This window comes from Micromonospora sp. B9E7, from assembly GCF_039871815.1.
Lineage (GTDB): Bacteria > Actinomycetota > Actinomycetes > Mycobacteriales > Micromonosporaceae > Micromonospora.
In genome coordinates, this window is sequence record NZ_JBDPLX010000003.1 from 81,615 (window position 1) to 104,401 (window position 22,787).

22 protein-coding genes and 3 tRNA genes are annotated in these 22,787 nt (G+C 72.2%); 10 read left to right on the forward strand and 15 right to left on the reverse strand.

The window, feature by feature from the left end:
• Window positions 1-157: 157 nt before the first annotated feature.
• Genes ABGB10_RS05590 through ABGB10_RS05605 form a run of 4 tightly spaced genes read right to left on the reverse strand, consistent with a single transcriptional unit; the run spans window position 158 to window position 3,822 of the window.
• On the reverse strand, window positions 158-946 hold the full coding sequence (locus ABGB10_RS05590) for a putative protein N(5)-glutamine methyltransferase (protein ID WP_347659772.1): 789 nt from the start codon (window positions 944-946) through the stop codon (window positions 158-160).
• Window positions 947-954: 8 nt separating this feature from the next.
• Complete coding sequence (locus tag ABGB10_RS05595; protein ID WP_347659773.1) at window positions 955-2,073, reverse strand: cystathionine gamma-lyase; 1,119 nt, start codon at window positions 2,071-2,073, stop codon at window positions 955-957.
• 7 nt (window positions 2,074-2,080) lie between these two features.
• Entirely contained in the window at window positions 2,081-3,088 is a 1,008-nt protein-coding gene (locus tag ABGB10_RS05600; RefSeq protein ID WP_347659774.1) for an NAD(P)H-dependent glycerol-3-phosphate dehydrogenase, read from the reverse strand.
• The gene (locus ABGB10_RS05605) at window positions 3,085-3,822 is read right to left on the reverse strand and encodes a lysophospholipid acyltransferase family protein (RefSeq protein ID WP_347659775.1); all 738 of its coding nucleotides are present in this window, start codon (window positions 3,820-3,822) and stop codon (window positions 3,085-3,087) included. Before ABGB10_RS05605 ends, ABGB10_RS05600 begins: the two co-directional genes overlap by 4 nt.
• A 128-nt stretch (window positions 3,823-3,950) precedes the next feature.
• On the opposite strand from ABGB10_RS05605, the gene cofC reads away from it, so the two are divergent.
• From cofC to ABGB10_RS05630, 5 genes are read left to right on the forward strand one after another with little or no spacing between them, the layout of a single operon-like run.
• On the forward strand, window positions 3,951-4,598 hold the full coding sequence (gene cofC / locus ABGB10_RS05610) for a 2-phospho-L-lactate guanylyltransferase (protein ID WP_347659776.1): 648 nt from the start codon (window positions 3,951-3,953) through the stop codon (window positions 4,596-4,598).
• Window positions 4,599-4,646: 48 nt separating this feature from the next.
• The gene (locus tag ABGB10_RS05615) at window positions 4,647-4,844 is read left to right on the forward strand and encodes a cold-shock protein (protein WP_278137883.1); all 198 of its coding nucleotides are present in this window, start codon (window positions 4,647-4,649) and stop codon (window positions 4,842-4,844) included.
• Between the two features lie 54 nt (window positions 4,845-4,898).
• A complete protein-coding gene (locus tag ABGB10_RS05620; RefSeq protein WP_347659777.1) occupies window positions 4,899-7,256 on the forward strand; it encodes an RNA degradosome polyphosphate kinase in 2,358 nt (785 codons plus the stop codon).
• 24 nt (window positions 7,257-7,280) lie between these two features.
• The gene (locus tag ABGB10_RS05625) at window positions 7,281-8,801 is read left to right on the forward strand and encodes a CYTH and CHAD domain-containing protein (RefSeq protein ID WP_347659778.1); all 1,521 of its coding nucleotides are present in this window, start codon (window positions 7,281-7,283) and stop codon (window positions 8,799-8,801) included.
• Window positions 8,789-9,667 (forward strand): NUDIX hydrolase, encoded by an 879-nt coding sequence (locus tag ABGB10_RS05630; protein ID WP_347659779.1) that lies wholly within the window; start codon window positions 8,789-8,791, stop codon window positions 9,665-9,667. The genes ABGB10_RS05625 and ABGB10_RS05630 overlap by 13 nt, the downstream gene beginning before the upstream one ends.
• 26 nt (window positions 9,668-9,693) lie before the next feature.
• Here ABGB10_RS05630 and ABGB10_RS05635 read toward each other — a convergent pair whose 3' ends face one another.
• From ABGB10_RS05635 to leuC, 4 genes are all read right to left on the reverse strand, one after another.
• Entirely contained in the window at window positions 9,694-11,655 is a 1,962-nt protein-coding gene (locus ABGB10_RS05635) for an endonuclease/exonuclease/phosphatase family protein (RefSeq protein WP_347659780.1), read from the reverse strand.
• A gap of 142 nt (window positions 11,656-11,797) precedes the next feature.
• On the reverse strand, window positions 11,798-12,496 hold the full coding sequence (locus ABGB10_RS05640) for an HU family DNA-binding protein (RefSeq protein ID WP_347659781.1): 699 nt from the start codon (window positions 12,494-12,496) through the stop codon (window positions 11,798-11,800).
• A gap of 172 nt (window positions 12,497-12,668) precedes the next feature.
• Window positions 12,669-13,256, reverse strand: coding sequence for a 3-isopropylmalate dehydratase small subunit (leuD, locus tag ABGB10_RS05645; RefSeq protein ID WP_347659782.1), 588 nt, complete (start codon window positions 13,254-13,256; stop codon window positions 12,669-12,671).
• A 14-nt stretch (window positions 13,257-13,270) separates the two neighbouring features.
• Complete coding sequence (gene leuC / locus ABGB10_RS05650; RefSeq protein WP_347659783.1) at window positions 13,271-14,716, reverse strand: 3-isopropylmalate dehydratase large subunit; 1,446 nt, start codon at window positions 14,714-14,716, stop codon at window positions 13,271-13,273.
• 49 nt (window positions 14,717-14,765) lie between these two features.
• Between leuC and ABGB10_RS05655 the strand changes: the two genes are divergently transcribed.
• Window positions 14,766-15,452, forward strand: coding sequence for an IclR family transcriptional regulator (locus ABGB10_RS05655; protein ID WP_007456408.1), 687 nt, complete (start codon window positions 14,766-14,768; stop codon window positions 15,450-15,452).
• Window positions 15,453-15,642: 190 nt separating this feature from the next.
• On the opposite strand, the gene ABGB10_RS05660 is transcribed toward ABGB10_RS05655, so the two are convergent.
• The 4 genes from ABGB10_RS05660 to ABGB10_RS05675 form a co-directional block, all read right to left on the reverse strand.
• Window positions 15,643-15,715 (reverse strand) — tRNA-Glu (locus ABGB10_RS05660).
• Window positions 15,716-15,876: 161 nt separating this feature from the next.
• Window positions 15,877-15,949, reverse strand: a tRNA-Glu gene (locus tag ABGB10_RS05665).
• 134 nt (window positions 15,950-16,083) lie between these two features.
• Window positions 16,084-16,155, reverse strand: a tRNA-Gln gene (locus ABGB10_RS05670).
• 108 nt (window positions 16,156-16,263) lie between these two features.
• On the reverse strand, window positions 16,264-17,067 hold the full coding sequence (locus ABGB10_RS05675) for a fumarylacetoacetate hydrolase family protein (RefSeq protein WP_145785131.1): 804 nt from the start codon (window positions 17,065-17,067) through the stop codon (window positions 16,264-16,266).
• Between the two features lie 174 nt (window positions 17,068-17,241).
• On the opposite strand from ABGB10_RS05675, the gene ABGB10_RS05680 reads away from it, so the two are divergent.
• The 4 genes from ABGB10_RS05680 (at window position 17,242) to ABGB10_RS05695 (ending at window position 20,918) form a co-directional block, all read left to right on the forward strand.
• Complete coding sequence (locus ABGB10_RS05680; RefSeq protein WP_347659784.1) at window positions 17,242-18,729, forward strand: hypothetical protein; 1,488 nt, start codon at window positions 17,242-17,244, stop codon at window positions 18,727-18,729.
• A gap of 34 nt (window positions 18,730-18,763) precedes the next feature.
• Entirely contained in the window at window positions 18,764-18,916 is a 153-nt protein-coding gene (locus ABGB10_RS05685; protein ID WP_347659785.1) for a hypothetical protein, read from the forward strand.
• Window positions 18,917-19,176: 260 nt separating this feature from the next.
• Window positions 19,177-19,812 carry a hypothetical protein gene (locus tag ABGB10_RS05690; RefSeq protein ID WP_347659786.1) on the forward strand — a complete coding sequence of 212 codons (636 nt, stop codon included), beginning with the start codon at window positions 19,177-19,179 and terminating at the stop codon, window positions 19,810-19,812.
• Window positions 19,813-20,012: 200 nt separating this feature from the next.
• Window positions 20,013-20,918, forward strand: coding sequence for an RICIN domain-containing protein (locus ABGB10_RS05695; RefSeq protein ID WP_347659787.1), 906 nt, complete (start codon window positions 20,013-20,015; stop codon window positions 20,916-20,918).
• An 80-nt stretch (window positions 20,919-20,998) separates the two neighbouring features.
• Here the strand turns inward: ABGB10_RS05695 and arfB are convergent, their stop codons facing one another.
• The 3 genes from arfB to ABGB10_RS05710 all read right to left on the reverse strand — a co-directional run bounded on the left by arfB (window position 20,999) and on the right by ABGB10_RS05710 (window position 22,779).
• Window positions 20,999-21,424 carry an alternative ribosome rescue aminoacyl-tRNA hydrolase ArfB gene (arfB, locus tag ABGB10_RS05700; RefSeq protein WP_347659788.1) on the reverse strand — a complete coding sequence of 142 codons (426 nt, stop codon included), beginning with the start codon at window positions 21,422-21,424 and terminating at the stop codon, window positions 20,999-21,001.
• Window positions 21,425-21,487: 63 nt separating this feature from the next.
• Window positions 21,488-21,784, reverse strand: a complete 297-nt coding sequence (locus ABGB10_RS05705; RefSeq protein ID WP_347659789.1) for a hypothetical protein — start codon at window positions 21,782-21,784, stop codon at window positions 21,488-21,490.
• A 110-nt stretch (window positions 21,785-21,894) separates the two neighbouring features.
• A complete protein-coding gene (locus ABGB10_RS05710; RefSeq protein ID WP_347659790.1) occupies window positions 21,895-22,779 on the reverse strand; it encodes a trypsin-like peptidase domain-containing protein in 885 nt (294 codons plus the stop codon).
• Window positions 22,780-22,787 lie beyond the last annotated feature (8 nt).

Here is a 22,787-nt window from a genome sequence, read left to right on the forward strand (position 1 = left end):
AGGCTAGTGCCAAGCCCTCGCCCCCGCCATGCCCGGCCACCCCGCCCAGCTCCGACCCCACCCCCTCCCCGTCGATCATGGAGTTGTGGCGGGGAGTAAATAACGCTATGTGGTGCAAACTGGACACCACAACTCCATGATCGACCGGTTGAGGGGGTCAGGTCGGGCGTTGGGCGACGACTGCGGTGGCTTCCAGGTCCTCGTCCTGTCGCACGGTGGGGACCAGACCGGCGGCGCTGAACGCGTCGCAGAGCACCGACGCCTGGGTGGTGCCGGCCTCGACCACCAGGTGTCCACCGGGGGTCAGCCAGTGCGCGGCGTCGACGCCCACCCGGCGCAGCACGGAGAGCCCGTCCGGCCCGCCGTCGAGCGCCACCGGGGCCTCGTGCAGCCGCGCCTCCGGGGGCATCAGCGCCACCGCGTCGGTCGGCACGTACGGGGCGTTGGCGACCACGAGGTCCAGCCGACCCCGCCACTGCCGGGGCAGCGGAGCGAAGAGATCACCCTCGTACACCTCGGCATTCAGCCCGACGACGTTGCGCCTCGCACACGCCACGGCCGCCGGGTCGATGTCGGCAGCGGCCAGCCAGCGTGGTCTGAGTCGGTGCGCCAGCGCGACGGTGGTGGCCCCGGACCCGCAGCACAGGTCGACGACGGCCGGCTCCGGGCCGGTCACCTCGGCCGCCACTTGGACCAGCAGGGCGGTCCGGGCACGCGGCACGAAGACGCCGGCGTCGACGGCGATCCGCAGACCGGCGAACTCCGCCCAACCGAGCAGGTACTCCAGCGGTTCGCCGGCCACCCGCCGGTCGGTCAACTCGGCCAACGTGGTCGGGGAGTCGGCGGCGGCCAGCAGCAGCTCGGCCTCGTCCTCGGCGTAGACGCAGCCGGCGGCGCGCAGCCGGCCCACGAGGGTGGCCCGGTCGGTCGGTGACGGTGGTGCCACCAGCGACCTCAGACCGGCCCGGCGGCGTCCAACGCGGCGGCGATGTCGGCCACCAGGTCCGCGGTGTCCTCCGCCCCGCAGGAGAGCCGGACGAAGCCCGGTGCGGTGTCGTCACCCCACTGTTCCCGCCGGTCCGCCGTGGTGTGCAGGCCGCCGAAGGAGGTCGCCGCCGCCACCAGCCGGGCGGCCTCGATGAACCGGCCCACCCGGTCGGCGCTCCCCAGGTCGAACGAGAGCACCCCCGGCATCCGGCGCATCTGGGCCGAGGCCACCGGGTACGCGGGGTCGTCCGGCCGCCCCGGCCAGCGCAGGCCCGTCACGTCCGAGCGGCCGGCGAGCAGGTCGACGACCGCGGCGGCGTTCGCGCTCTGCCGAGCCAGCCGCAGGTCGAGGGTGGCCAGCGACCGGTGTGCCAACCAGGCGTCGAACGCTCCCGGAACCGATCCGGTGGTCGTCCGCCAGGTCGTCACCGCCGCGATCAGCTCGGTGGACCGGCTGGCCAGGTAACCCAGCAGCAGGTCGGAATGGCCGGTGAGCGCCTTGGTGCCCGAGGCGACCACCAGGTCGGCACCGAGGTCGAGCGGGCGTTGACCGAGCGGAGTGGCCGTGGTGTTGTCCACCGCGAGCAGCGCGCCGGCGGCGTGCGCCCTCTCGGCCAGGGCCGCCACGTCGACCACGTCCAGGCCCGGGTTCGCCGGCGTCTCCACCAGCACCAGCCGGACACCCTCGAACGACGGGTACGGCCCGACGGTCGGCACGAAGAGCACCCGGACGCCGATCGCCTCCAGCACGTCGGTGGCGAACGCCCGGACCGGGAAGTATCCGTCGGTGGGCAGCACGACGGTGTCCCCGGGGCGCAGCAGGGTCAGCAGCAGGCCGGTGATCGCCGCCTGACCGGTGGCGAAGACACGGCACTCACCGCCTTCCAACTCGCCCACGGCCGCCTCCAGCAACCGCCGGGTCGGGTTGTCCGGGCGACCGTAGCCGTTCGGCGACGTGCCCTGGCCCTGGAACGGGTCGAGATGGTACGGCGCGGCGAAGACCGGCCCCGGCAGGAACGGGTCCCCCGGTGTCGGCTCAGGCAGGCCGGCGCGTACGCAGCGGGTGCCGTCTCCCCACTCGCTCATCGGATCCTCACTCGTACGACTCGGGCTTGGCGGTGCGGCTCATCAGGGTCTCCACGGCGAGGCGCGGGTCCATCCCCTCGTGGCAGATCCGCTCGACGTGCTCGGTGATCGGCATCTCCACGCCGTGCGCGCGGGCCAGGTCGCGGATCGCCAGGCAGCTCTTCACGCCCTCGGCGGTCTGCCGGGTGGCGGTCTGGGCCTGCTCCAGCGTCTCGCCCCGGCCCAGGTGCTCCCCGAAGGTGCGGTTGCGGGCCAGCGGCGAGGAACAGGAGGCGACCAGGTCGCCCATGCCCGCGAGGCCGGCGAAGGTGATCGGGTCCGCGCCGAGCGCCACGCCCAGCCGGGCCGTCTCGGCCAACCCACGGGTCATCAACATGGCCCGGGTGTTGTCGCCGAAACCCATCGCGGTGGCGATGCCGTACGACAGGGCGATCACGTTCTTGACCGCCCCGCCCAGCTCGCAGCCGATCACGTCGTCGTTGGTGTACGGGCGCAGGTACGGCGTCCGGATCGACGCCTGCACGAGCGTCGTACGGTGGCTGTTCGTTCCGGCGACCACGGTCGCGGCGGGTTGCTCGGCAGCGATCTCCGGGGCCAGGTTCGGACCGGACACCACGACCACCCGGTCCGCGGCGACCCCGGCGGTCTCCACGATGACCTCGCTCATCCGCTTGGTGGTGCCGAGTTCGATGCCCTTCATCAACGACACCAGGGTGGAATCCGGGTGTAGGTGCCCGGCCCATTCGGCGAGGTTGCCGCGCAGGGTCTGCGACGGCACCGCCAGGACCACCACCTCGGCGCCGGTGATCGCCTCGGCGGCGTCGGCGGTGGCGGTGACCCGGGCCGGCAGCAGCAGGTCCGGCAGGTAGTCCGGGTTGCGGCGCTCGGCCCGGATGCTCTCGGCGACCGGCGCGCGGCGCGCCCACACCGTCACGTCCCGACCCGCGTCAGCGAGGATCTTGGCGAACGCGGTGCCCCAGGAACCGGCGCCGAGGACCGCGACGTGCCCGCTCATGCCGCTTCACCCTGCTGCTCACGGCCGGCGGAGGACCTGGCCGGTCGCTCCCACAGCGGCGGCGGGGTGCCACCACGGATCTCGGCGAGCATGTCCCGCAGCCGCAACATGATGGTGTCCGTCATCTCTTCGAGGGTGGCCCGGGTCGGCTGGGCGTCCGCCCACCGGCTCAGGTCGATCGGTTCCCCGGCGACGACGGTCACCGGGATCCGGGGGCGCAGGTTCACGCGACTGGTGCGTGGATCGAAGATCTGCTCCGGCCCCCACATCACCACCGGTACGACGGGTGCGCCGGTGGCCAGGGCCAGCCGGGCCGCGCCGGTCTTCGCCTTCATCGGCCACAGCTCCGGCTGCCGGGTGGTGGTGCCCTCCGGATAGATGACCACGGCACCGCCCTGGTCGAGCGCGCCGACCAGCGCGTCCAGGGAGCGGACCGCGTCGACGCTGCCCCGCTCGACCGGGATCTGCAGGCACCGGTGCAGGATCCAGCCGACCACCGGCACCCGGAACACGCTGGCCTTGCCCAGGTACTGCGGCCAACGCCCGGAGTCGTAGATGAAGTGCGCGGAGACCAGCGGGTCGGCGTGCGAGAGGTGGTTCGCCACGATGATCACGCCGCCGTCGCCGCCGAGGTGTTCCTGGCCACTCCAGGCCCGGCGGGTCCACACGGTCATCACGGGCTTGACCAACCCCACGGCGAACCGTTGCCAGAACCCCAGCCTCCGCCGTGCCACTGTGCCTCCTCATCGCGCCGCAACCCCGCCGCGAAACCCCGCCCGCGACACCCGCAGCGGAAATCATGCCTGCTCGCCCCCGGTACGGCCAGCGAGGGTCCCGTCGTCCGGCTGGCAGGATTGCGGACGTGAGTCAGCCGAGGTGGGCCGTGGTGGTGCCGGTGAAGCATCTGGGCGCGGCCAAGAGCCGACTGCGGGGCGCGCTGTCCGGCGTACCGCACGAGGAGCTGGCGCTGGCCCTTGCGGCCGACACCCTCCGCGCGGTGCTGGCCTGCCCGGCGGTCGCCGAGGCCCTGGTGGTCACGGACGACGCGCGTGTGGCGGCGGCGGCGCGGGCGGCCGGCGCGCGGGTGCTGCCCGACGGGCCGGACGCCGGCCTGAACGCGGCGTTCCGGCACGGCGCGACCGGGACCACCGCCGGCTGGGTGGCCGGGCTCACCGCGGACCTGCCGGCGCTGCGCCCGGCCGAACTGGCCGTCGCCCTGCTCGCGGCCCAGAACGGCCGGCCGGGGGTACGCCGGTTCGTGCCGGACGCACCCGGCAGCGGCACGGTTCTGCTCACCGCCCCGCCCGGCGTTCCGCTGGATCCCCGGTTCGGGGTGGGCTCGGCCGTCGCGCACGCGGCGAGCGGGGCGCTGCCACTGACCGGAGACTGGCCCAGCCTGCGCCGGGACGTGGACACCCCCGCGGACCTGACCGCCGCCACCCGGCTCGGGCTGGGGCCGCACACCGCCGCCCTCGTCGCCACCGACCGCCCCGCGCACTCCGCAGGCTGACCCGCCCGGCCCGCGCCGCAGGCTGACCCCCCGGTGTACGGTGCCAGCATGCAGGGCACGGTGGCCAGCTACGACGCGGCGACACGAAGCGGCGTCCTGCTGCTCGACGACGGCACCGAGATGCGCTTCCCCGCGCGGGCCTTCGACGCCTCCGGGCTGCGACTTCTCCGGCTCGGCCAGCGGGTTCACATCGACACCGATCCCGACGGTGCGGTAGTCCGGGTGACATTGCCGACGATGATCTGAACCGGCGAGCCCAAGTTCATTTTGCGTTCACCGTAATCGGGTGATTATGAGCGGGTGAGCACCCCTCGCGAGCAACCGGCCCACCCGCCCGCCACCGACCTCCGCAACGGTTCCCGCGCGCGCGGCACCGACGGGCGCTTCCGCCCGTCCCGCGCCGAACGGGCCGGCGCCGCCCGCGCCGACACCCTCGCCGACGACCCGGGGGCCGCCTCCTCCGGGCTGGACGAGATCCTCGACCCCGCGCCGACGAGCAACGAGGTGGACGCCCCGGCCACCACCGGAGCCCACCAGGTCCTGCCGGACGACCTCCCGACCGCCGCCGAGGAGAAGGCCGACGAACCACCGGCGCCGCTGCCCGAGGAGCGTTTCCTCAACCGGGAGCTCTCCTGGCTCGACTTCAACGCCCGCGTGCTCACCCTGGCCGAGGACCAGCGCACCCCGCTGCTCGAACGGGCCAAGTTCCTGGCGATCTTCGCCAGCAACCTCGACGAGTTCTTCATGGTGCGGATCGCCGGGCTGAAGCGGCGACTCTCCGCCGGCCTGCCGGTGCGCGGCGGGGACCGGCTGCCGCTGCGTACCCAGTTGGAGCTGATCGCGGAGCGCACGGCCGCGCTGGTCGCCCGGCACGCCGCCTGTTTCGTGGACGACGTGCTGCCCAGGCTGGCCGACGAGGGCATCCGCATCCTGCGCTGGAGCGAGTTGGGCGACCCGGAGCGGGAACGGCTGCGCACCTACTTCCGGGAGCACATCTTCCCGGTGCTGACCCCGCTCGCGGTGGACCCGGCGCACCCGTTCCCATACATCTCGGGGCGGTCGCTGAACCTGGCGGTGGCGGTTCGTGACCCCGACGGCGGTTCCGAGCTGTTCGCCCGGGTGAAGGTGCCCAACAACGTCCCCCGCTTCGTCCGGGTCGACCGGGGCCAGCCGGGCGTACGGATGCTGCCCCTGGAAGACCTGATCTCGGTGCACCTGGGGCAGCTGTTCAGCGGCATGCAGGTGGTCGAGTGCCACCTGTTCCGGGTCACCCGCAACGCCGAGGTGGAGGTCGACGAGGACCGCGACGAGGACCTGCTGCAGGCCCTGGAACGGGAGCTGGCCCGGCGGCGGTTCGGCCCGCCGGTCCGGCTGGAGGTGGCCGCGTCGATCTCCGACCACATGTTGGAGCTTCTCGTCCGCGAGCTGGACATGGACGACCAGGACGTGCTGCGCGTGCCCGGCCTGCTGGACCTGTCCGCGCTGTGGCAGGTCTACGGCGAGGCCGACCGGCCGGACCTCAAGGACCCGCCGTTCGTGCCGGCCACCCATCCCCGGCTCGCCGAGGGCGAGGTGCCGCGCAGCGTCTTCGCCACCCTGCGCGACGGGGACATCCTGGTGCACCACCCGTACCACTCGTTCGCGACGAGCGTGCAGCGCTTCATCGAGCAGGCCGCCGCCGACCCGAACGTGCTGGCCATCAAGCAGACCCTCTACCGCACCAGCGGCGACTCCCCGATCGTCGACGCGTTGGTCGACGCGGCTGCCGCCGGCAAGCAGGTGGTGGTGCTGGTGGAGGTGAAGGCCCGCTTCGACGAGGTGGCGAACATCGGCTGGGCCCGCACGTTGGAGCGTGCCGGCTGCCACGTGGTGTACGGCCTGGTCGGCCTCAAGACGCACTGCAAGACCGCGCTGGTGGTCCGCCAGGAGGGCAACCAGATCCGCCGCTACTGCCACATCGGCACCGGCAACTACCACCCCAAGACCGCCCGGCTGTACGAGGACTTCGGCATGCTCACCGCCGACCCGGAGATCGGTGCCGACCTCACCGACCTGTTCAACGTGCTCACCGGCTACAGCCGGCAGACCGCGTACCGGCGGTTGCTGGTCGCCCCGCAGGGCATCCGCACCGGCCTCATCGAGCGCATCGAGCGGGAGGTCTCGCACGTCCGGCTGGGCATGCCCGGCCTGGTCCAGTTCAAGGTCAACTCGCTGGTCGACGAGGGGGTGACCGACGCGCTGTACCGGGCCTCCCAGGCCGGCGTCCACGTCGACCTGCTCATCCGGGGCATGTGCACGCTGCGCCCCGGGGTGCCCGGCCTGTCGGAGAACATCCGGGTCCGCTCGATCCTCGGCCGATTCCTGGAGCACTCCCGGGTCTTCCGGTTCGGCAACAACGGAGAGGCCGAGTTCTGGATGGGTTCGGCCGACCTGATGCACCGCAACCTGGACCGCCGGGTGGAGGCGCTGGTGCAGGTGAGCGACCCGATCGCGCGCGCCGAACTGGACCAGGTGCTGACCGCTGCCATGAGCCCGGACGTGGACGCGTTCGAGCTGGCCAGCGACGGGAGCTGGACCCGGCGTACCAGCGCCGACGACAACGCCCGGGCGCATCTGCAGGAACTGCTGTTGCGCCGCGTCGGTGGCACGGCCGGCTGACCGATCAGCGCATAGGCTGGGTTGATGGTCGAGGAGGAGCAGAAGTACGAGGTGGACGACACCTACGTGCTACCGGACCTGGCCGCCACGGCACCTGCCGGGGGCCGGGTCCGGGCGCTGCCACCGGTGACGCTTGTCGCCCGCTACCTCGACACGGTCGACCTGAGGCTGGCCCGCGCCGGTGCGTCGCTGCGTCACCGCCGGGGCGACGAGCTGCCCTGGACGGTGAAACTACCGACCGACACGCCGGGCGTCCGGCACGAGGTCTCCCGCCCGGGTCCGAAGGGGCAGCCGCCGCCGGAGCTGGTGGAGCTGGTGACCGTCCTGCACCGGGGGGCGCCGCTGGCCCCGGTGACGGTGGTCCGGACGGTCCGGCACGCGTACGAGGTGTGCGACAGGGCCGGCACGGTGCTCGCCGAGGTGGTGGACGACCGGGTGACAGTGCTGGACGACTCGGGCGCCACCACCGACACGTTCCGCGAGCTTGAGGTCGAGCGCAAGGCCGGCGACCGGGCACTGCTCGACCGGGTCGGCACGGTACTGCGCGAGGCTGGCGCCCAGGGCGGGTCGTTCACCCCGAAGCACGTACGGGCGCTGGGCGCGACGGCGCAGGCCGATCCGGACCTGGTCGCGCCGGCCGGCCTGCCCGCCGAGCCGACCGCCGGTGACGTGGTGACCGAGGCGCTCCGTAAGGAGATCCGCCGACTGCTGGCGCACGACCCGCTGGTCCGGCTACGAGCCCCGGCGGCCGGCGGCGACACCGCTGTTCACCAGATGCGGGTGGCCTGCCGACGACTCCGCAGTGACCTGCGCACCTTCACACCGTTGATTCGCAAGACCTGGTCCCGTCCTCTGCGCACCGAGCTGCGGTGGCTGGCCGGTGTCCTCGGCGCGGCCCGTGACGCCGAGGTGTTGCGGGCGCGGCTGCGACGTACCGCCGACGCGGATCCGCTCAGCCCGCTGGATGAGGCCGCGGTGGGCCGGCTGGACGAGGTGCTCGCCGCACGGCAGCGATCGGCACTCGCCGTCATCGACGAGGCCTTGCGCAGCGCGCGTTACCTGGCCCTGGTGGACTCCCTGGTGCTGGCCTCCGCCTCGCCCCGGCTCACCCGCCGGGCGACCGCGCACGCGGCGGAGGCGCTCCCCGCGCTGGTGGCCCGACCCTGGGCACGGTTGACCGGGCCGGACGGCGTCGACGGGCTCGACGCGCAGTCGCCGGACGACAGTTGGCACGCCGTTCGCAAGGAAGCCAAGCAGGCCCGGTACGCGGTCAACGCGGTGGCACCGACGGTCGGCAAGGGAGCGCGCCGGCTGTCCCGCGCCCTGGCCCGCGTGCAGGACGTGCTCGGCGAGCACCAGGACGCGGCGGTGGCGGCGGACACCTGGCTGGAGATCGCCGCCGAGCGGCCGGACGACCACGAGCTGGCGGTCACCGCCGGGCGGCTCGCCGAGCGGGAACGCGCCTCCGTACACCGGATGCGGGCTTCCTTCCCGGCGGCCTGGCACCGGGCCACCCGACGACGGCGGACGAGTTGGCTGCCGTGACCGGCATCCGCGCGGCGGGCGGGGTGGCCTGGCGGCCGACCGCCGACGGCGTGCACGTCTGCGTGGTGCACCGCCCCCGCTACGGCGACTGGACGCTGCCGAAGGGCAAGTTGGAGCCGGGCGAGCATGCGCTGGCGGCGGCGGTCCGCGAGGTGGCCGAGGAGGCCGACGTGCGGGGCGTGCCGCAGGTGCGGCTGCCGTCGGTGCGGTACCGCAGCGAGGGGCAGCCCAAGCTGGTCGACTACTGGTCGATGCTCGCGGTGTCCAGCGGGGGTTTCCAACCGGGCACCGAGGTGGACGACATCCGCTGGCTCGCGGTGGACGACGCGATCCGGTTGGTCAGCTACCCCCACGACGCCGAGGTGCTGGCGGCGTTCGCCGCGCTGCCGTCGGTGACCGCGACCGTCGCGCTGGTCCGGCACGCGCACGCCGGTAAGCGGGCCACCTGGTCCGGCCCGGACGTCGGGCGGCCCCTGGACGCCGAGGGCTGGGCCCAGGCGACCGCGTTGGCCGGGCTGATCGCCCTGATCCGGCCGGCCCGGCTGGTGTCGGCGTCACCGCGACGGTGTGTGCAGACACTGGACCCGGCCGCCGCGCTGCTCGACCTGCCGATCGAGATCTGCGGCGACCTGGACGAGCCACAGCCCGGCCAGCAGAGCGACGAGCAGATCCTGGCCACCGCCGCCCGGCTGCTGGAGCTGGCCGTCGCCGGCGGGCAGGTGGCGGTGTGCGGCCAGGGCAAGGTGCTGCCGGGCGCCCTGCAGCGGCTGACCGGGCGCACCGACGAAGACTTCGCCACTCCCAAGGGCGGCGGCTGGTTGCTCGCCTTCACCGCCGACCGACTGTTGACCGCCGACCGCCTGTAGGGCCGCGCTCGACGGGCCCGGCCTCGTCAGCGCGGCGGGAGGGTCAGGGTCACCGCGACCGGCAGGTGGTCGCTGGCCGTGCTGCGGGGCGCGACCGGGTCGCTGGGGGTCAGACCGGCCGAGACGAAGATGTGGTCGATCTGTTCACGAGGGTCGTCGGCGGGGCTGGTCGCCAGCGGTCGGGCGACAGCCAACGCGTCGACCAGCCCGGCGGCCGTGAACTGCCCGAACGCCTCGTCTCCCGGCTCGGTGTTCAGATCGCCGGCCACCACCAACGGTCGGCCGGCGGCGTACCGGGTGGCGAAGTCGGCGACCGCGCGGGCCTGGACCACCGGGCCCTGCCCGGGTGGCGGTTGCAGGTGGGTGCTGACCACGGCGGTACGGACGCCGTCGCCCAGGTCCAGCGTGACGGCGAGGGCCTGTGCTCCGGTGGGCGCACCGACGGCCGGCAGTGGGAGGCTACGCGGATCGTCCATCGGCCAACGGCTGAGCACCGCGTCACCCCAGACCGGGTCGGCGGCCGGCCCGAAGACGTACGGCATGCCGAGCCGGTCGGCCAACACGTCCAGGGTGTCGTGCCCACCGTTGAGCAGCCAGGCACGGTCCACCTCGCTGAGCAGCACCACGTCGGGGCGTTGCCGGTCGACCGCCTCGGTGAGCCCGCGCAGGTCGAACCGACCGTCCAGCCCGAAGCCCATCCGGATGTTGTACGCCACCACGGTCAGTCGTGCCGGTGGACCGTCCCGGTTGCTGGCCACCGGAACCTCGTCGGCGACCACCGGCGCCAGCAGCGCCAGCGCGGTGACCGCCGTGGCGGCCCGTAGCGGCGGAAACGGCCCGGGGAGCCACTGGACGACCGGCTGGGCGGTGAACGCCACGACGGCGACCAGACCGGCCACCACCACCGGCACCGCCGCGTTGGGGTATCCGAGGTCGTAGGCGGAGTAGTACCCGACCGCCGCCAGCGCGAAGACCAGCATGCCGGTGGCCACCGCGTACCCCCGACGGGCGGCCGTCGCGCTGGTGTCGTCAGCGGTGCCGACGCTCGTGGTGTCGCCCTCCGTGCTCGCCGGCACGGTCACTGCCGTCGGGGCCGGGCGGTTGGCGTCGTCGGTCAGGGCCAGGCAGGCGCCGAGACCGACGGCGGCGAGCAGGATGGCCGGAAGGAGCAGGTCGCCCCGGTCGAGGGCGAACAGCACCGCGCCCACCAGCAGCGCCACCGGCCCGTACGCGCGGCCCCACCCCCGGGGCGGCCGGGTCGACGCGGTGCACAGGAACACGGCGACCGCCACCGGCACCGGCGCCAGGCCGAACAACGGCGAACCTGCCACACCGTCCCCGGCGACCAGGTACGACACCCCGGTCCGGGCCAGCGCCGGGGAGAGCGCCACCATTCCGGCCAGCAGCAGCGCCGGCCCGGCCAGGAGCCAGGCCCGCACGCCACCGCGACCGGCTCGCACGCCACCGCCACCGGCCCGGGCGACGGGCTGTGCCGTGCCGAGCAGGAACAGCAGCACCGCGACGGAGCTGAGCAGCCACCCCACCCAGTCGCCCCGCCAGACCAGGTCGACGGTGTCCCACACCGCGTGCAGGGCCGCGTTGACCGCGAAACCCAACGCCAGCCCCGGAACCGGACGGTCGGTGTCGGCGGCGACGCCGACCAGCCAGACCAGCCCGGCGAGCAGTCCGGCGGTGGCCAGCCAGAGTTGCGTGTGCCCGCCCGGCGCGGCGGTGAGGGTGAGCCGGGCGAGGGCGAGCACGACGGCGGCGACAACCGTGACCGGGCGGGCGCCGACCCGGCGGACCACTGCGGGTGCGCCCAGCGAAAGCACGAACCAGCCGAGGGCGAACGCTCCCATCAACTCGGCCGGGGTGGACGCCGCCTGGCCGAAGATGGTGATGATGCCGGGCAGCCAGACCCGCAGCACGTCGACGAGGAGGATGACGCCCAACGCGAGCGTCCCGGTGGTGAGCTGGCGATAGCGCACCGGCACCCCATTTCCCGTCGACGGGCCGGCGGAGGGGGGCCGGCACGGCGATTCTGCGCGAGCGGACCGAACGGGTCAACGGTCCGCTCGTACGCCGAAAGGGCGCCCACCAACGGGTGGACGCCCTTTCGTAGTGGGTCGGTCAGCGCTTGCTGGCCGCCTTCTTGGCCGGAGCCTTCTTCGCCGGCGCCTTCTTTGCCGCCGTGCTCTTGCTCGCCGCCGCGGTGGTCTTCTTCGCCGCGCTCGACTTGGTCGCCGCGGTGGTCTTCTTCGCCGCGGCGGTCTTCTTGCTGGCGGCCGTCTTGGTCGCCGTGGTGCTCTTGCTCGCCTTGGCCGGGGCGGTCTTCTTGCTGGCGGCCGTCTTGGTCGCCGTGGCGGTCTTGCTCGCCTTGGCCGGGGCGGTCTTCTTGCTGGCCGCCTTCGCCGTGGTCGCCTTCGCCGTGGTCGCCTTGGTGCCCGCCGCCTTGGCGGTGGCCGCCTTGGTGCCGGTCGCCTTCGTGCCCGCCGCCTTGGCCGTGGCGGTGCTGGTGGCGGTCTTCTTCGCCGCCACCGTGGCCTTCGGCACCTTGCCGCTGGCCACCATCTCCTTGAACCCGGCGCCGGGGCGGAAGGTCGGGACTGACGTCTTCTTGACCTTCACCGCCTCGCCGGTACGCGGGTTGCGCGCTGTTCGCGCGCCACGCACACGCTTTTCGAATGCTCCGAATCCGGTGATCGCCACCTTCTCGCCCTTGGTGACCGCCGCCTGGACCTCGGTGAGGACCGCGTCGAGCGCGGCCGTCGCCATCTTCCGGTCCCCCAGGCGAACGGCGAGCGCCTCGATGAGCTCGGCCTTGTTCACGACTTCCTCCCGATTGTGCAACTGACTCGACGCGAGCCATTCTGCGCGCACGTTATGCCCTGTGCTGCCGAGACACAAACATTCGGTAGAAAAAAGCCCTTGTGTCGCAACGGATTCACCCCCACCGGTTGGACCGGTGGGGGTGAAATTCGCTGTGCGGGCGGGCGTACGGCTATGCCACGGAGGGCAGGAACGGCAGTCGGCGCGCCTCGTACGAGTCGATGTCGGCGGCGTGGCGGAGGGTTAGTCCAATGTCATCGAGGCCCTCCAGCAAGCGCCACCGGCTGAAGTCGTCCAGCGGGAACGACCAGCTGGCCTCCCCCGCCCGGAGCTGCCGGGCGGTCAGGTCGACGGTCACCGGAGTGGTCGGATCCGACTCGACCAGGTCCCACAACTCTTCGACGGCTTTCAATTCCAACTCGACCGGCAACAGACCTTCCTTGAGGGCGTTGCCCCGGAAGATGTCGCCGAAGCGCGGAGCCACCACCGCCCGGAAGCCCCAGTCCCGCAGTGCCCAGACCGCGTGTTCCCGGGAGGAGCCGGTGCCGAACTCGGGGCCGGCGATGAGGATCGACGCCCCGGAATAGCTGTCATCGTTGAGCACGAATGCCGGGTCTTCCCGCCAGGCGTTGAACAGCCCGTCGGCGAAGCCCGTCCGGGTCACCCGCTTGAGGTACACGGCGGGGATGATCTGGTCGGTATCCACGTTGGACCGGCGCAGCGGCACGGCGGTGCCGGTGTGGGTGGTGAACTTGTCCATCTCCTCGGTCCCTTCTACAGGTCGGCGGGGGCGGCCAGCCGGCCGGCCACGGCGGTGGCGGCGGCGACCGGCGGGGAAACCAGGTGGGTACGCCCACCCCGGCCCTGACGGCCCTCGAAGTTGCGGTTCGAGGTGGAGGCGGAACGCTCGCCCGGCTTCAGCGTGTCGGGGTTCATCCCCAGACACATGGAGCAGCCGGCGAACCGCCACTCGGCGCCGGCGTCGGCGAAGACCTTGTCCAGCCCTTCGGCCTCGGCGGCCTCCCGCACGGCGGCGGAACCGGGCACCACGAGCATCCGGACGCCGTCGGCGACCCGGTGGCCGCGAAGCACGTCGGCGGCGGCCCGCAGGTCCTCCAGTCGCCCGTTGGTGCAGGAGCCCACGAAGACCACGTCGATCGGCAGCTCCCGCAGCGGGGTGCCGGGGCGCAGGTCCATGTACTCCAGGGCGCGGCGCGCGGCGGCGCGCTCCGAGTCGGTGGTGAACTCCTCCGGGTCCGGTACCGGCGCGCTCAACGGTGCGCCCTGCCCGGGGTTGGTGCCCCAGGTGACGAACGGGGTGACCCGGCTGGCGTCCAGGGTCACCTCGGCGTCGAAGCGCGCGCCCTCGTCGGTGGGCAGCGTCCGCCACCACGCCAGCGCCGCGTCCCAGTCCGCGCCCTGGGGCGCGTTCGGGCGACCCTTGAGGTACGCGAAGGTGGTCTCGTCCGGCGCGATCATGCCGGCCTTGGCGCCCCACTCGATGGACATGTTGGCGATGGTCATCCGCCCCTCCATGGAGAGGGCCTGGATCGCCTCGCCGCGGTACTCGACGATGTGCCCGCGCCCCCCGCCGGTGCCGACCTGGGTGATCAGCGCGAGCACCAGGTCCTTGGCGGTGACGCCGGGGGCGAGGCGGCCGGTGACGTTCACGGCCATCGTCTTCGGCCGGCTCTGCGGCAGCGTCTGGGTGGCCAGCACGTGCTCCACCTCGCTGGTGCCGATGCCGAAGGCGAGCGCGCCGAACGCGCCGTGGGTGGCGGTGTGCGAGTCGCCGCAGACGATCGTCATGCCCGGCTGGGTGACACCGAGCTGCGGGCCGATCACGTGCACGATGCCCTGGTTGTCGTCACCGAGCGGGTGCAGCCGCACCCCGAACTCGGCGCAGTTGCGGCGCAGCGTCTCGATCTGCGTACGCGACGTGGGGTCCGCGATGGTGAGCAGGTCACCACGGCGGAGGCGGAACGCCGGGTCGGCGTACCCGGTCGGGGTGTTGTGGTCCTCGGTCGCGAGGGTCAGGTCGGTACGACGCACCCGGCGCCCGGCGAGCCGCAGCCCGTCGAACGCCTGCGGGCTGGTCACCTCGTGCAGCAGGTGCAGGTCGATGAAGAGCAGGTCCGGCTCACCAGCGGCGGACCGTACGACGTGCGCGTCCCAGACCTTCTCGGCCAGGGTCCTCGGCTCAGGAGTGACTCCCACCATCTGGACATCCTAAATTCTGGGAGGTAAGTTTCGGCTTGTGGGACACAGTATGAGCGGTGTCGGCGTTCTCGACAAGGCGGTGGTCATCCTGGCCGCCTGCGTGGACGGCGCCAGCCTGGCCGAACTCGTTGAACGCACCAAGCTGCCCCGAGCCACCGCACACCGGCTCGCGCAGGCACTGGAGATCCATCGGATGCTGGTGCGGGACACCCAGGGCCGATGGCGACCAGGCCCCCGTCTGGGCGAGTTGGCGAACGCGGCGCCGGACGTCCTGCTGACCGCCGCCGAGCCGCTGCTCGCCGCGCTGCGCGACGCCACCGGTGAGAGCGCCCAGCTCTACCTGCGCCGCGCCGACGAGCGGATCTGCGTGGCGGCGGCGGAGCGCGCCAGCGGTCTGCGGGACACCGTCCCGGTCGGCTCGGTGCTGCCGATGACGGCCGGCTCCGCGGCCCAGATCCTGCTCGCCTGGGAGCCACCGGAGGCGGTGATGCCACTGCTGCCGCGCAGCAAGTTCACCGGCCGTACCCTCGCCGAGGTACGCCGCCGTGGCTGGGCGCAGAGCGTCGCCGAGCGGGAGGCCGGTGTGGCGAGCGTCTCCGCCCCGATCCGCGACCGCACCGGCCGGGTGATCGCCTCGGTCAGCATCTCCGGCCCGATCGAGCGCCTGGGCCGCCGCCCCGGCGAACGCCACGCCATGGCCGTAGTAAGAGCAGGCCAACGCCTGTCCGGCCTCTAACCCCCACCCCGGCCCCCACCCCCCGACCCCCTCCTCCCCCGTCTTCGACCGGTGATCAAGAGGCTTGCGTCACGACACGCCGGAAGCGATGACGCAAACCTCTTGATCACCGAGACCGAGGGGGGCGCCAGAGGGGGGTGGGGTGGGTATGGGAAAGGCTCGCCTCGCGGAGCGAGACGAGCCTTGGTTGTAGCCCCGACCGGATTCGAACCGGCGCTACCGCCTTGAGAGGGCGGCGTCCTGGGCCGCTAGACGACGGGGCCAGAACTTCCGTTCACCGCCCTCGCGAGCGGTGCGGCTGTAGTCTAGCGGCACCGCCGACCGGCATGATCGCGGGGTACGGGACGCGGCAGGGCTGCCGTGAAAAACGAACAGCGACAACGAAACAGCCCGCCTCACCAGGTGAGACGGGCTGTGCACGATGTAGCCCCGACCGGATTCGAACCGGCGCTACCGCCTTGAGAGGGCGGCGTCCTGGGCCGCTAGACGACGGGGCCAGAACAACTTTCGCTCCCCCACCCTCGCGGGCGGAGGAGCTGCACTCTACCAGAGACCACCCTCCGCCCCCGGAGGGGCGGAGTCAAACTCCGTCAGAATCCAGCGTCTGAAATTCTCACGAATTCCAGCAGCGCTGGGGTACCAGGACTCGAACCTAGACTAACTGAACCAGAATCAGTCGGGCTGCCAATTACCCCATACCCCATTGGCCCCTTGCGGCGCCGGGAGTGAACTTTACCCTCCCGGTGCCGGCAGGCCAAATCCGATCCCCCCGAACCGCCCGTGAGCTGCGGAAACAGGGGCATCAGACGAATCAGGCGACGGGCACCACCGGGTTGGTGAGCTCGCCGATGCCCTCGATCCGCACGGTGACCGTATCCCCCTCGACGAGCGGGCTAACCCCGGCCGGAGTGCCGGTGAGAACGACATCGCCGGGCAGCAGAGTCATCACGTGCGAGATGTACGACACCAGGCCCGGTACGTCGAAGACCATGTCCTTCGTCCGGCCGAGCTGGCGTACCTCCATCTCCTCCGGGTTGCGACCCACCTCACACCGGATCTCCAGGTCGGAGACGTCCAGACCGGTGGTGATCCACGGACCGATCGGGCAGAACGAGTCGAAGCCCTTGGCCCGGGTCCACTGCCCGTCCGAGCGCTGGAGGTCCCGCGCGGTGACGTCGTTGGCGCACGTGTAGCCGAAGATCGCGCGTTCGGCGGCGGCCCGGTCGGCGCGGCGCGCGCCCGGAGCCCCGATCACGACCGCGAGTTCCGCCTCGTGCTCGACCTGCTTGGAGAAGATCGGCAGTCGGATGGCGTCCCGAGGGCCGATCACCGAGGTGGACGGCTTGAGGAAGAGCAGCGGCTCCTTGGGCACGTCGTTGCCGAGTTCGGCCGCGTGGTCGGCGTAGTTGCGGCCGACGCAGACAACCTTGCTGGGCAGGATCGGCGAGAGCAGCCGAACGTCGGAAAGGGCCCAACGGGCCCCACTGAAGGAGAGATTGCCGAACGGGTGGCCCTCGATCTCGGCGATGGTCAGGCCCTGCGGCCCGGCCTCCGGTTCGCCTTCGACGGCACCGAACGACATTCCCTTGGCATGGGCGAAACGAGCGATACGCACCCGGCCAATCTAGCCCCGCCGGCACCCCAACCGGCCAGGACCGGCCGTCGGATGTGCTCAACCCGTCACCGCGCGGCACCCTATCGGAGCAGGAGGTGAGCGGGGCGGTCTTCCCGACTTCGTACCCGCACGGAGGCGGCTCGCCCCTACCGTCGGCTCCGGAGGTTCGTTCGTATGCCTGCATCGACACGACACCACAGAGCCCTCGCAGTGTTCGTACACTGCCTCGGCATCCTCGCCGCTGTGCCGGCCCTGCCGGCGGCGGCCCCGGAGGCAGCGGCCACGCCACGACCACCGGCCGCAACGCCGCAGCCAACGGCCGCGACGCCGCGACCGACGGCTGCGGTGCCGCCGGGTGCCGCGACGCCACGACCGAGCGCCGCACGGCCGTCGGCGGAGGCGACCGCGACTCGGACACCCGGGCCGGCGGCCACCCCACCACCGGTCGCGATGGTCGCGCGGGTGACCGAGCCCACCCCGCCCTCGGCGCCGCCGGCGATGGCACCGCCATCCCGGGCACCGGCATCGGCACCGCCGCAGCAGGTCACCGTCGCGGTCGCGCCGGAGAACAGCCCGGCACCCAGGTACCGGATCCAGGTCCGCAACGTGGGCAACGCACCGGTCGAGACCACGGTGCGCCAGGAACTGCCACCCGGCTCGTCGCCGACGGCGATCAGTGGCGGCGGCCGGTCCACCCGGGCCGGCGGTTCCACCACCGAGGTGACCTGGCGGTTGAGGCTGCCGGCACACAGCTCCACCACGCTGGGCACCGCGCTCGCCGCGACCGCGCCGGGCCAACCACTGACCGCCCCCGCGTGTGCCTTCACCAGCGACGGCACCCGGCCGTACGACTGCGCCACGGCCACCTGGAAGGCGGCGGCGGCACCTGCGGCCGAGGTCACCGAGGCGCCGCCCTGGCGGCGGTACCCGGTGCTGCTCGCCGGGTTGGCGGTCCTGCTGCTGATCAGCGCGGCCCTGCTGTGGGTGTGGCGACGTCGGCGTGGGCGTCGGGTGACGGCCGCCGCGCTGGCCGGCAACGGCGGGCCGGACGGTGGACGCGGGACGATCTATCCGCGACCGGCGACCCCGCGGCCGACGAGGCGTCGGCGTACCCCACCGGTCTGGTTGTTGGTGGGCGCCGCCGTCGCGGTGCTGGCCGGCGTCGTCGGCACCGCCGGGTGGACGGCGACCCGGCAGGTCTCGCAGATCGACACGCGGAAGCAGCCGACCAGCGGCGCGTGGATGGGCACCGGGGTCACCGGTCCGGTGGGCGTGCCGCTGCGTGAGTCGGCGTTCGAGTTCACCGTGTACCGGATGTCCTGTGGCGCGGCCGGCTCTGCCGCGAAGACCGACGGCGGCGCGGCACCGGCCAACGGCCGACGCTGCCAGGCCACCGTGGGTGTGCGCAACGTCACCGGCGAGCACCAGCCCTGGCACGGTCAGCTGCAACGGGCGTACCTGCCCGGCGGGCGCTGGGTGAGCACCGACGAGCCGGCCACCCGGGCGGCCAACCTGGGTCGGGACATCTTCGCCGACCCGATGGCGGCGGGTACCCGGATGGTGCTCCCGCTGGTCTTCACCGTCGACGGCCGGGACCCGCCCCAGCAGTTGGAGTTGCGCAGCGGCGTGTTCTCCGCCGGGGTTCGGGTGCACATGCCCTGACCGGTGCGCGGGCGGCGGTCGTACCCTGGGGTGCGTGACCGCCGCCCTCGCCCCCGCCGTGCTCGACGCGACGCAGTGGCAGGCCCGCCTGCGGGCCGTCGATCTGCGGCTGCGCAACTCGGGGGGCTTCCGAAGGCGCGGCGTATCGAAGCGGCACGAAGCGGACAACAGGGGGCAGGGCAAGTGACTCACCTGCCCGCTTCCGCCTGGGCTTCCCTCTCACGGGCACACGAGGAGCGCGCCGACGCCCTCACCGCCGGACATCGAACCCGCAAGGCCGCGAGGCAACGCCACGCGATCGATGACTTCCTGTACGACTACTACGGCACCAGGCCCTCCGGGCTCCGTCGGTGGCACCCGGGCGTCGGCGTCTCCTTGGAGCCCGGACCGAACGGGTCTGCTCCACATCAACAGTGGCGTTGGTACGCCACGAACACGGTCGGAGTCGTGAGTCTCGACGTCGCAGCGTTCCTCGCCGACCGGGCAGAGTCGGTGCGCTTCATCCATCGACTGCTCTCCGCGATCGCATCACGGCCAGCCTTCGCCGGCTGCTTCGGCCTGCATGAGTGGGCGATGGTGTACCGCCAACGTGAGCATCGGCATCCGCTCCCCCTGCGACTTGGGCAAGAGGGCACTGACGCGGTTGTCGAGTCTCACCAGATCCGCTGCACACACTTCGATGCGTTCCGGTTCTTCACCTCAGACGCAGTCAGCCTCAACCGGATCCAACCCACGAGGGAGAGCCAGGTAGAGCTTGACCAGCCGGGCTGCCTGCATGCGTCGATGGACTGCCACAAGTGGGCAACCAAGCTGGGACCTGCGGTTCCAGGGAAGCTGGCCCTCGACTGCTTCGAGCTGGCGAGGGACATCCGCCTACTCGACATGCAGGCATCCCCGTACGACTTCTCCTCGTACGGGGAACCGGCAGTAGCCATCGAGACCGCTGAGGGCAAGGCCGAGTACATCGCGCGGCAGCGCGAGTTCTCGCAGCGTGCCGGCCACCTGCGTGCCCAACTGATCGATGTCTGCGCGGCCTTGCTCCACCCTGCAGAGCCAGCCGCGCGGCTGGGGGAACGACCCTGAAGGTCTCCTCGGAGCTGGCAGCCGACGCGGTCGACCTGGCCCGGGACATCCGGCTGCTCACCGCCGTTCCGGCCTGAGCCGGCGCGATCATCCGGTTTTCGATCGCAGTTTTGCGCCTTTTGACTGCATCCCCATCAATGTTATTGGTGAGGATTGGTTTTCTCGTCAGCGACTCCAAGCATCGTGTTAGCTTGATAATCGTGATTACCGGCGCGAGATCACTGCTGCTCCTTGCCGGCCTTTTGACGGTCGGCGTGACGGCGTCCGAAACACCTGCCGAAGAGGGCTCAACGTCGGGAGGCGCGGTGTTTGCCAGCCCTGCTTCCTATGGTGCGGCTACCGCCTTCGGCCCTTTCGGACCCTCCACCTGCACACAGGGAAACGTGTGGCGGGAGGCCACACCGGGCGACCACGTCTGCGTGGACCCGAAGACCCGGCAATTCGTGAAACTGGACAACAGAAACCCCAACCAGTTCCGCAACCCCGCCGACCAGACGTTTGGGCCCGACACGTGCCAGCAGGGGTTCGTGTGGCGTGAGGCGACGCCCCAGGACCACCTCTGCGTCGCACCCCAGGTGCGAGAAACGCATAAAAGGTTCAACGAAAGCGCAGCTACGCGATGGGTGGCCACCGTTTCGAAACGGGGCGAAACCACGTCCGTTCCTTTTGTGCAATTCGGCGAACTCGACCGACTTCACAGCGTCTATTCAGGCCGGAACGACCTTGCAGTCGACGTGACGGACATGAAGGTACAACCGGACATGAACCGACCGACTCAGCGATTTGTTTTCCTGCGTCGAGGCGGACGAGTCGCTTACCAGAACGCCTTCCAGATCCGGGACGCGGCCAGCCGGCGGTGCCTGAGCGTGCGCGACGGCGCGACGGGAAATGGGGCCGGTCTGGTGCTCGAGACCTGCGGCTGGCGCCCGAACCAGACCTGGCACCTTCAGCGCCGCGCGGATGACAAGTGGGAACTGCGGGTTGGGCACAGCGACAAGTGCCTCGACGCGGCCAACTCCGCCCTGACCGCTCCGGCGCCCGGCGCCTTCGTGCAGCAGTGGGAATGCATCGGCGGCCAGAACCAGGCATGGAGTCTCACCGGCTGACCCCCGCGCTGGCCGGACCGCGCTAGTAGTAGTCGTCGTCGGTGCGGGTCGAGCGGGTCGTCGGCGGCGCGGGAGGCGCGCTAGTCGTCGTCGGCGCGACGGTCGCGTTTGCGCTGGGACTGGCGCTTCTTCTCGGCCAGCCGGCGTTCCTTGGCCCCACGCGACGGGCGGGTCGCTCGGCGGGCCGGCGGTGGGGGCGCGGCGGCCTCCCGCAGCAGGGCGGTCATCCGTTCCCGGGCCGCCTCCCGGTTGGCCAGTTGGGCCCGGTGCTCGCTGGCGGCGATCGTCAGCACTCCGTCGACCAGGCGGTTGGCCAGGCGGGCCAACGCCCGCGACCGCAACGACTCGGGCACGGCCGGCGAGTTGGCCAGGTCGTAGCTCAGCTCGACCCGGGAGTCCGCGGTGTTGACGCCCTGCCCTCCCGGCCCCGAGGAGCGGGAGAAGCGCTCCCGCAGCTCCCCGGCGGGGACGACCCACCGGTCGGTCACCCGCAGTCCGTCGTCCACGCCCTGAGGCTAACCCGTGACGAACCGCCAAAGGTCAGGGCCCGGGCAAAGCCCCGGGCCGCCCTAGCGGCGCGGGGTCTCACTCTGCGTCGGGGACTGGCCGGGTGCCGGCCCGGCGGCTTCCTCGTCGGACCCGACCGCCGCGTACGCGACCGCGCCGAAGAGAAGCAGGGCGATCACCCCGGCCTTCACGGCGACGCCACGGATCAGCGTCCAGGCGCCTCGACGGGCGCCCGGCACCGATTTCTTGACGGTCTGGTAATCGTTCCACCCGCGTCGTGCCCGGGCGTACGCCGACCCCACTGCACATCCGATGAACAGGCCCACCAGCAGGAGGACCGCGAGAAGAGGACGCTCCACCTCCGCCAGTATCCATACCGACAGTAATATTTCCATGGCCCGATGCCGTCCGGCCGGATATCTGACACTGGCGACGCTCCCACTGCTCGCCGGGCGGCTGTCCGGGCAGCTCAGCCACCCTTGCCGATGATGGTGTCGGCGGTCTGCTGCACCTGGTCGATCGGGATGGCGAACCCGATGCCGATCGACCCGTTGCCGTCGATGGTGGCGATGGCGGTGTTCACCCCGACCACCTCCCCGCGGGCGTTGACGAGGGGCCCACCGGAGTTGCCGGGGTTGATGGACGCGTCGGTCTGCACGGCGGTGTGCCGGTTGTTTCCCAGTCGCACCTGCCGGTCCAGCGCGCTGACGATGCCCGCGGTGACCGTCCCGGCCAGACCGAGCGGCGAACCCACCGCGAGGACCGGCTCGCCGACCCGGGTCGCGCCCGGTTTGGCCAGGGGCAGCGGGGTCAGGCCGGCCGATGCCGGGACCTTCAGCACCGCCAGGTCGCTGCGTGGCTCCCGTCCGACCACCTCGGCGGCGAACCGGCGGCCGTCGGGCAGTTCCACGGTCACCGGCCCGCCACCGCCCTTGGCCAGGATGTGGTCGTTGGTGATCAGGTGCTGCTGGTCGTCCACGGCGAATCCGGAGCCGGTCGCGGACGCGCCGTTCACGGATCCGCCGGTCGCGGAACCAGCGGTCGTGCCGCCGGCCAGCACCGACACCACCCCGGGCACGGTGCGCTCGGCCGCCGTGACCAGCTCGGCCGGAACCGGGGCGGCGGACGCCGCAGCCGGGCCTCCAGCCCCGTCCCGGCTGGCCACCACGCCGCCGGCGAGAGCACCGGAGACGGCCGAGACCGCCACCACGGCCAGCACGGCGAGCAGCCGGCCAGGCCGTCGTCCGCCCGGTTCACGCTCGGGCGGGTCCCACCACCCGCGCCCGTCCGGGCCGAGTTCCGGTGAGATGAACCAGGGACCGCGCGGTTCTCCCAGTCCGGTCTGCACTGCCATGCGTACTC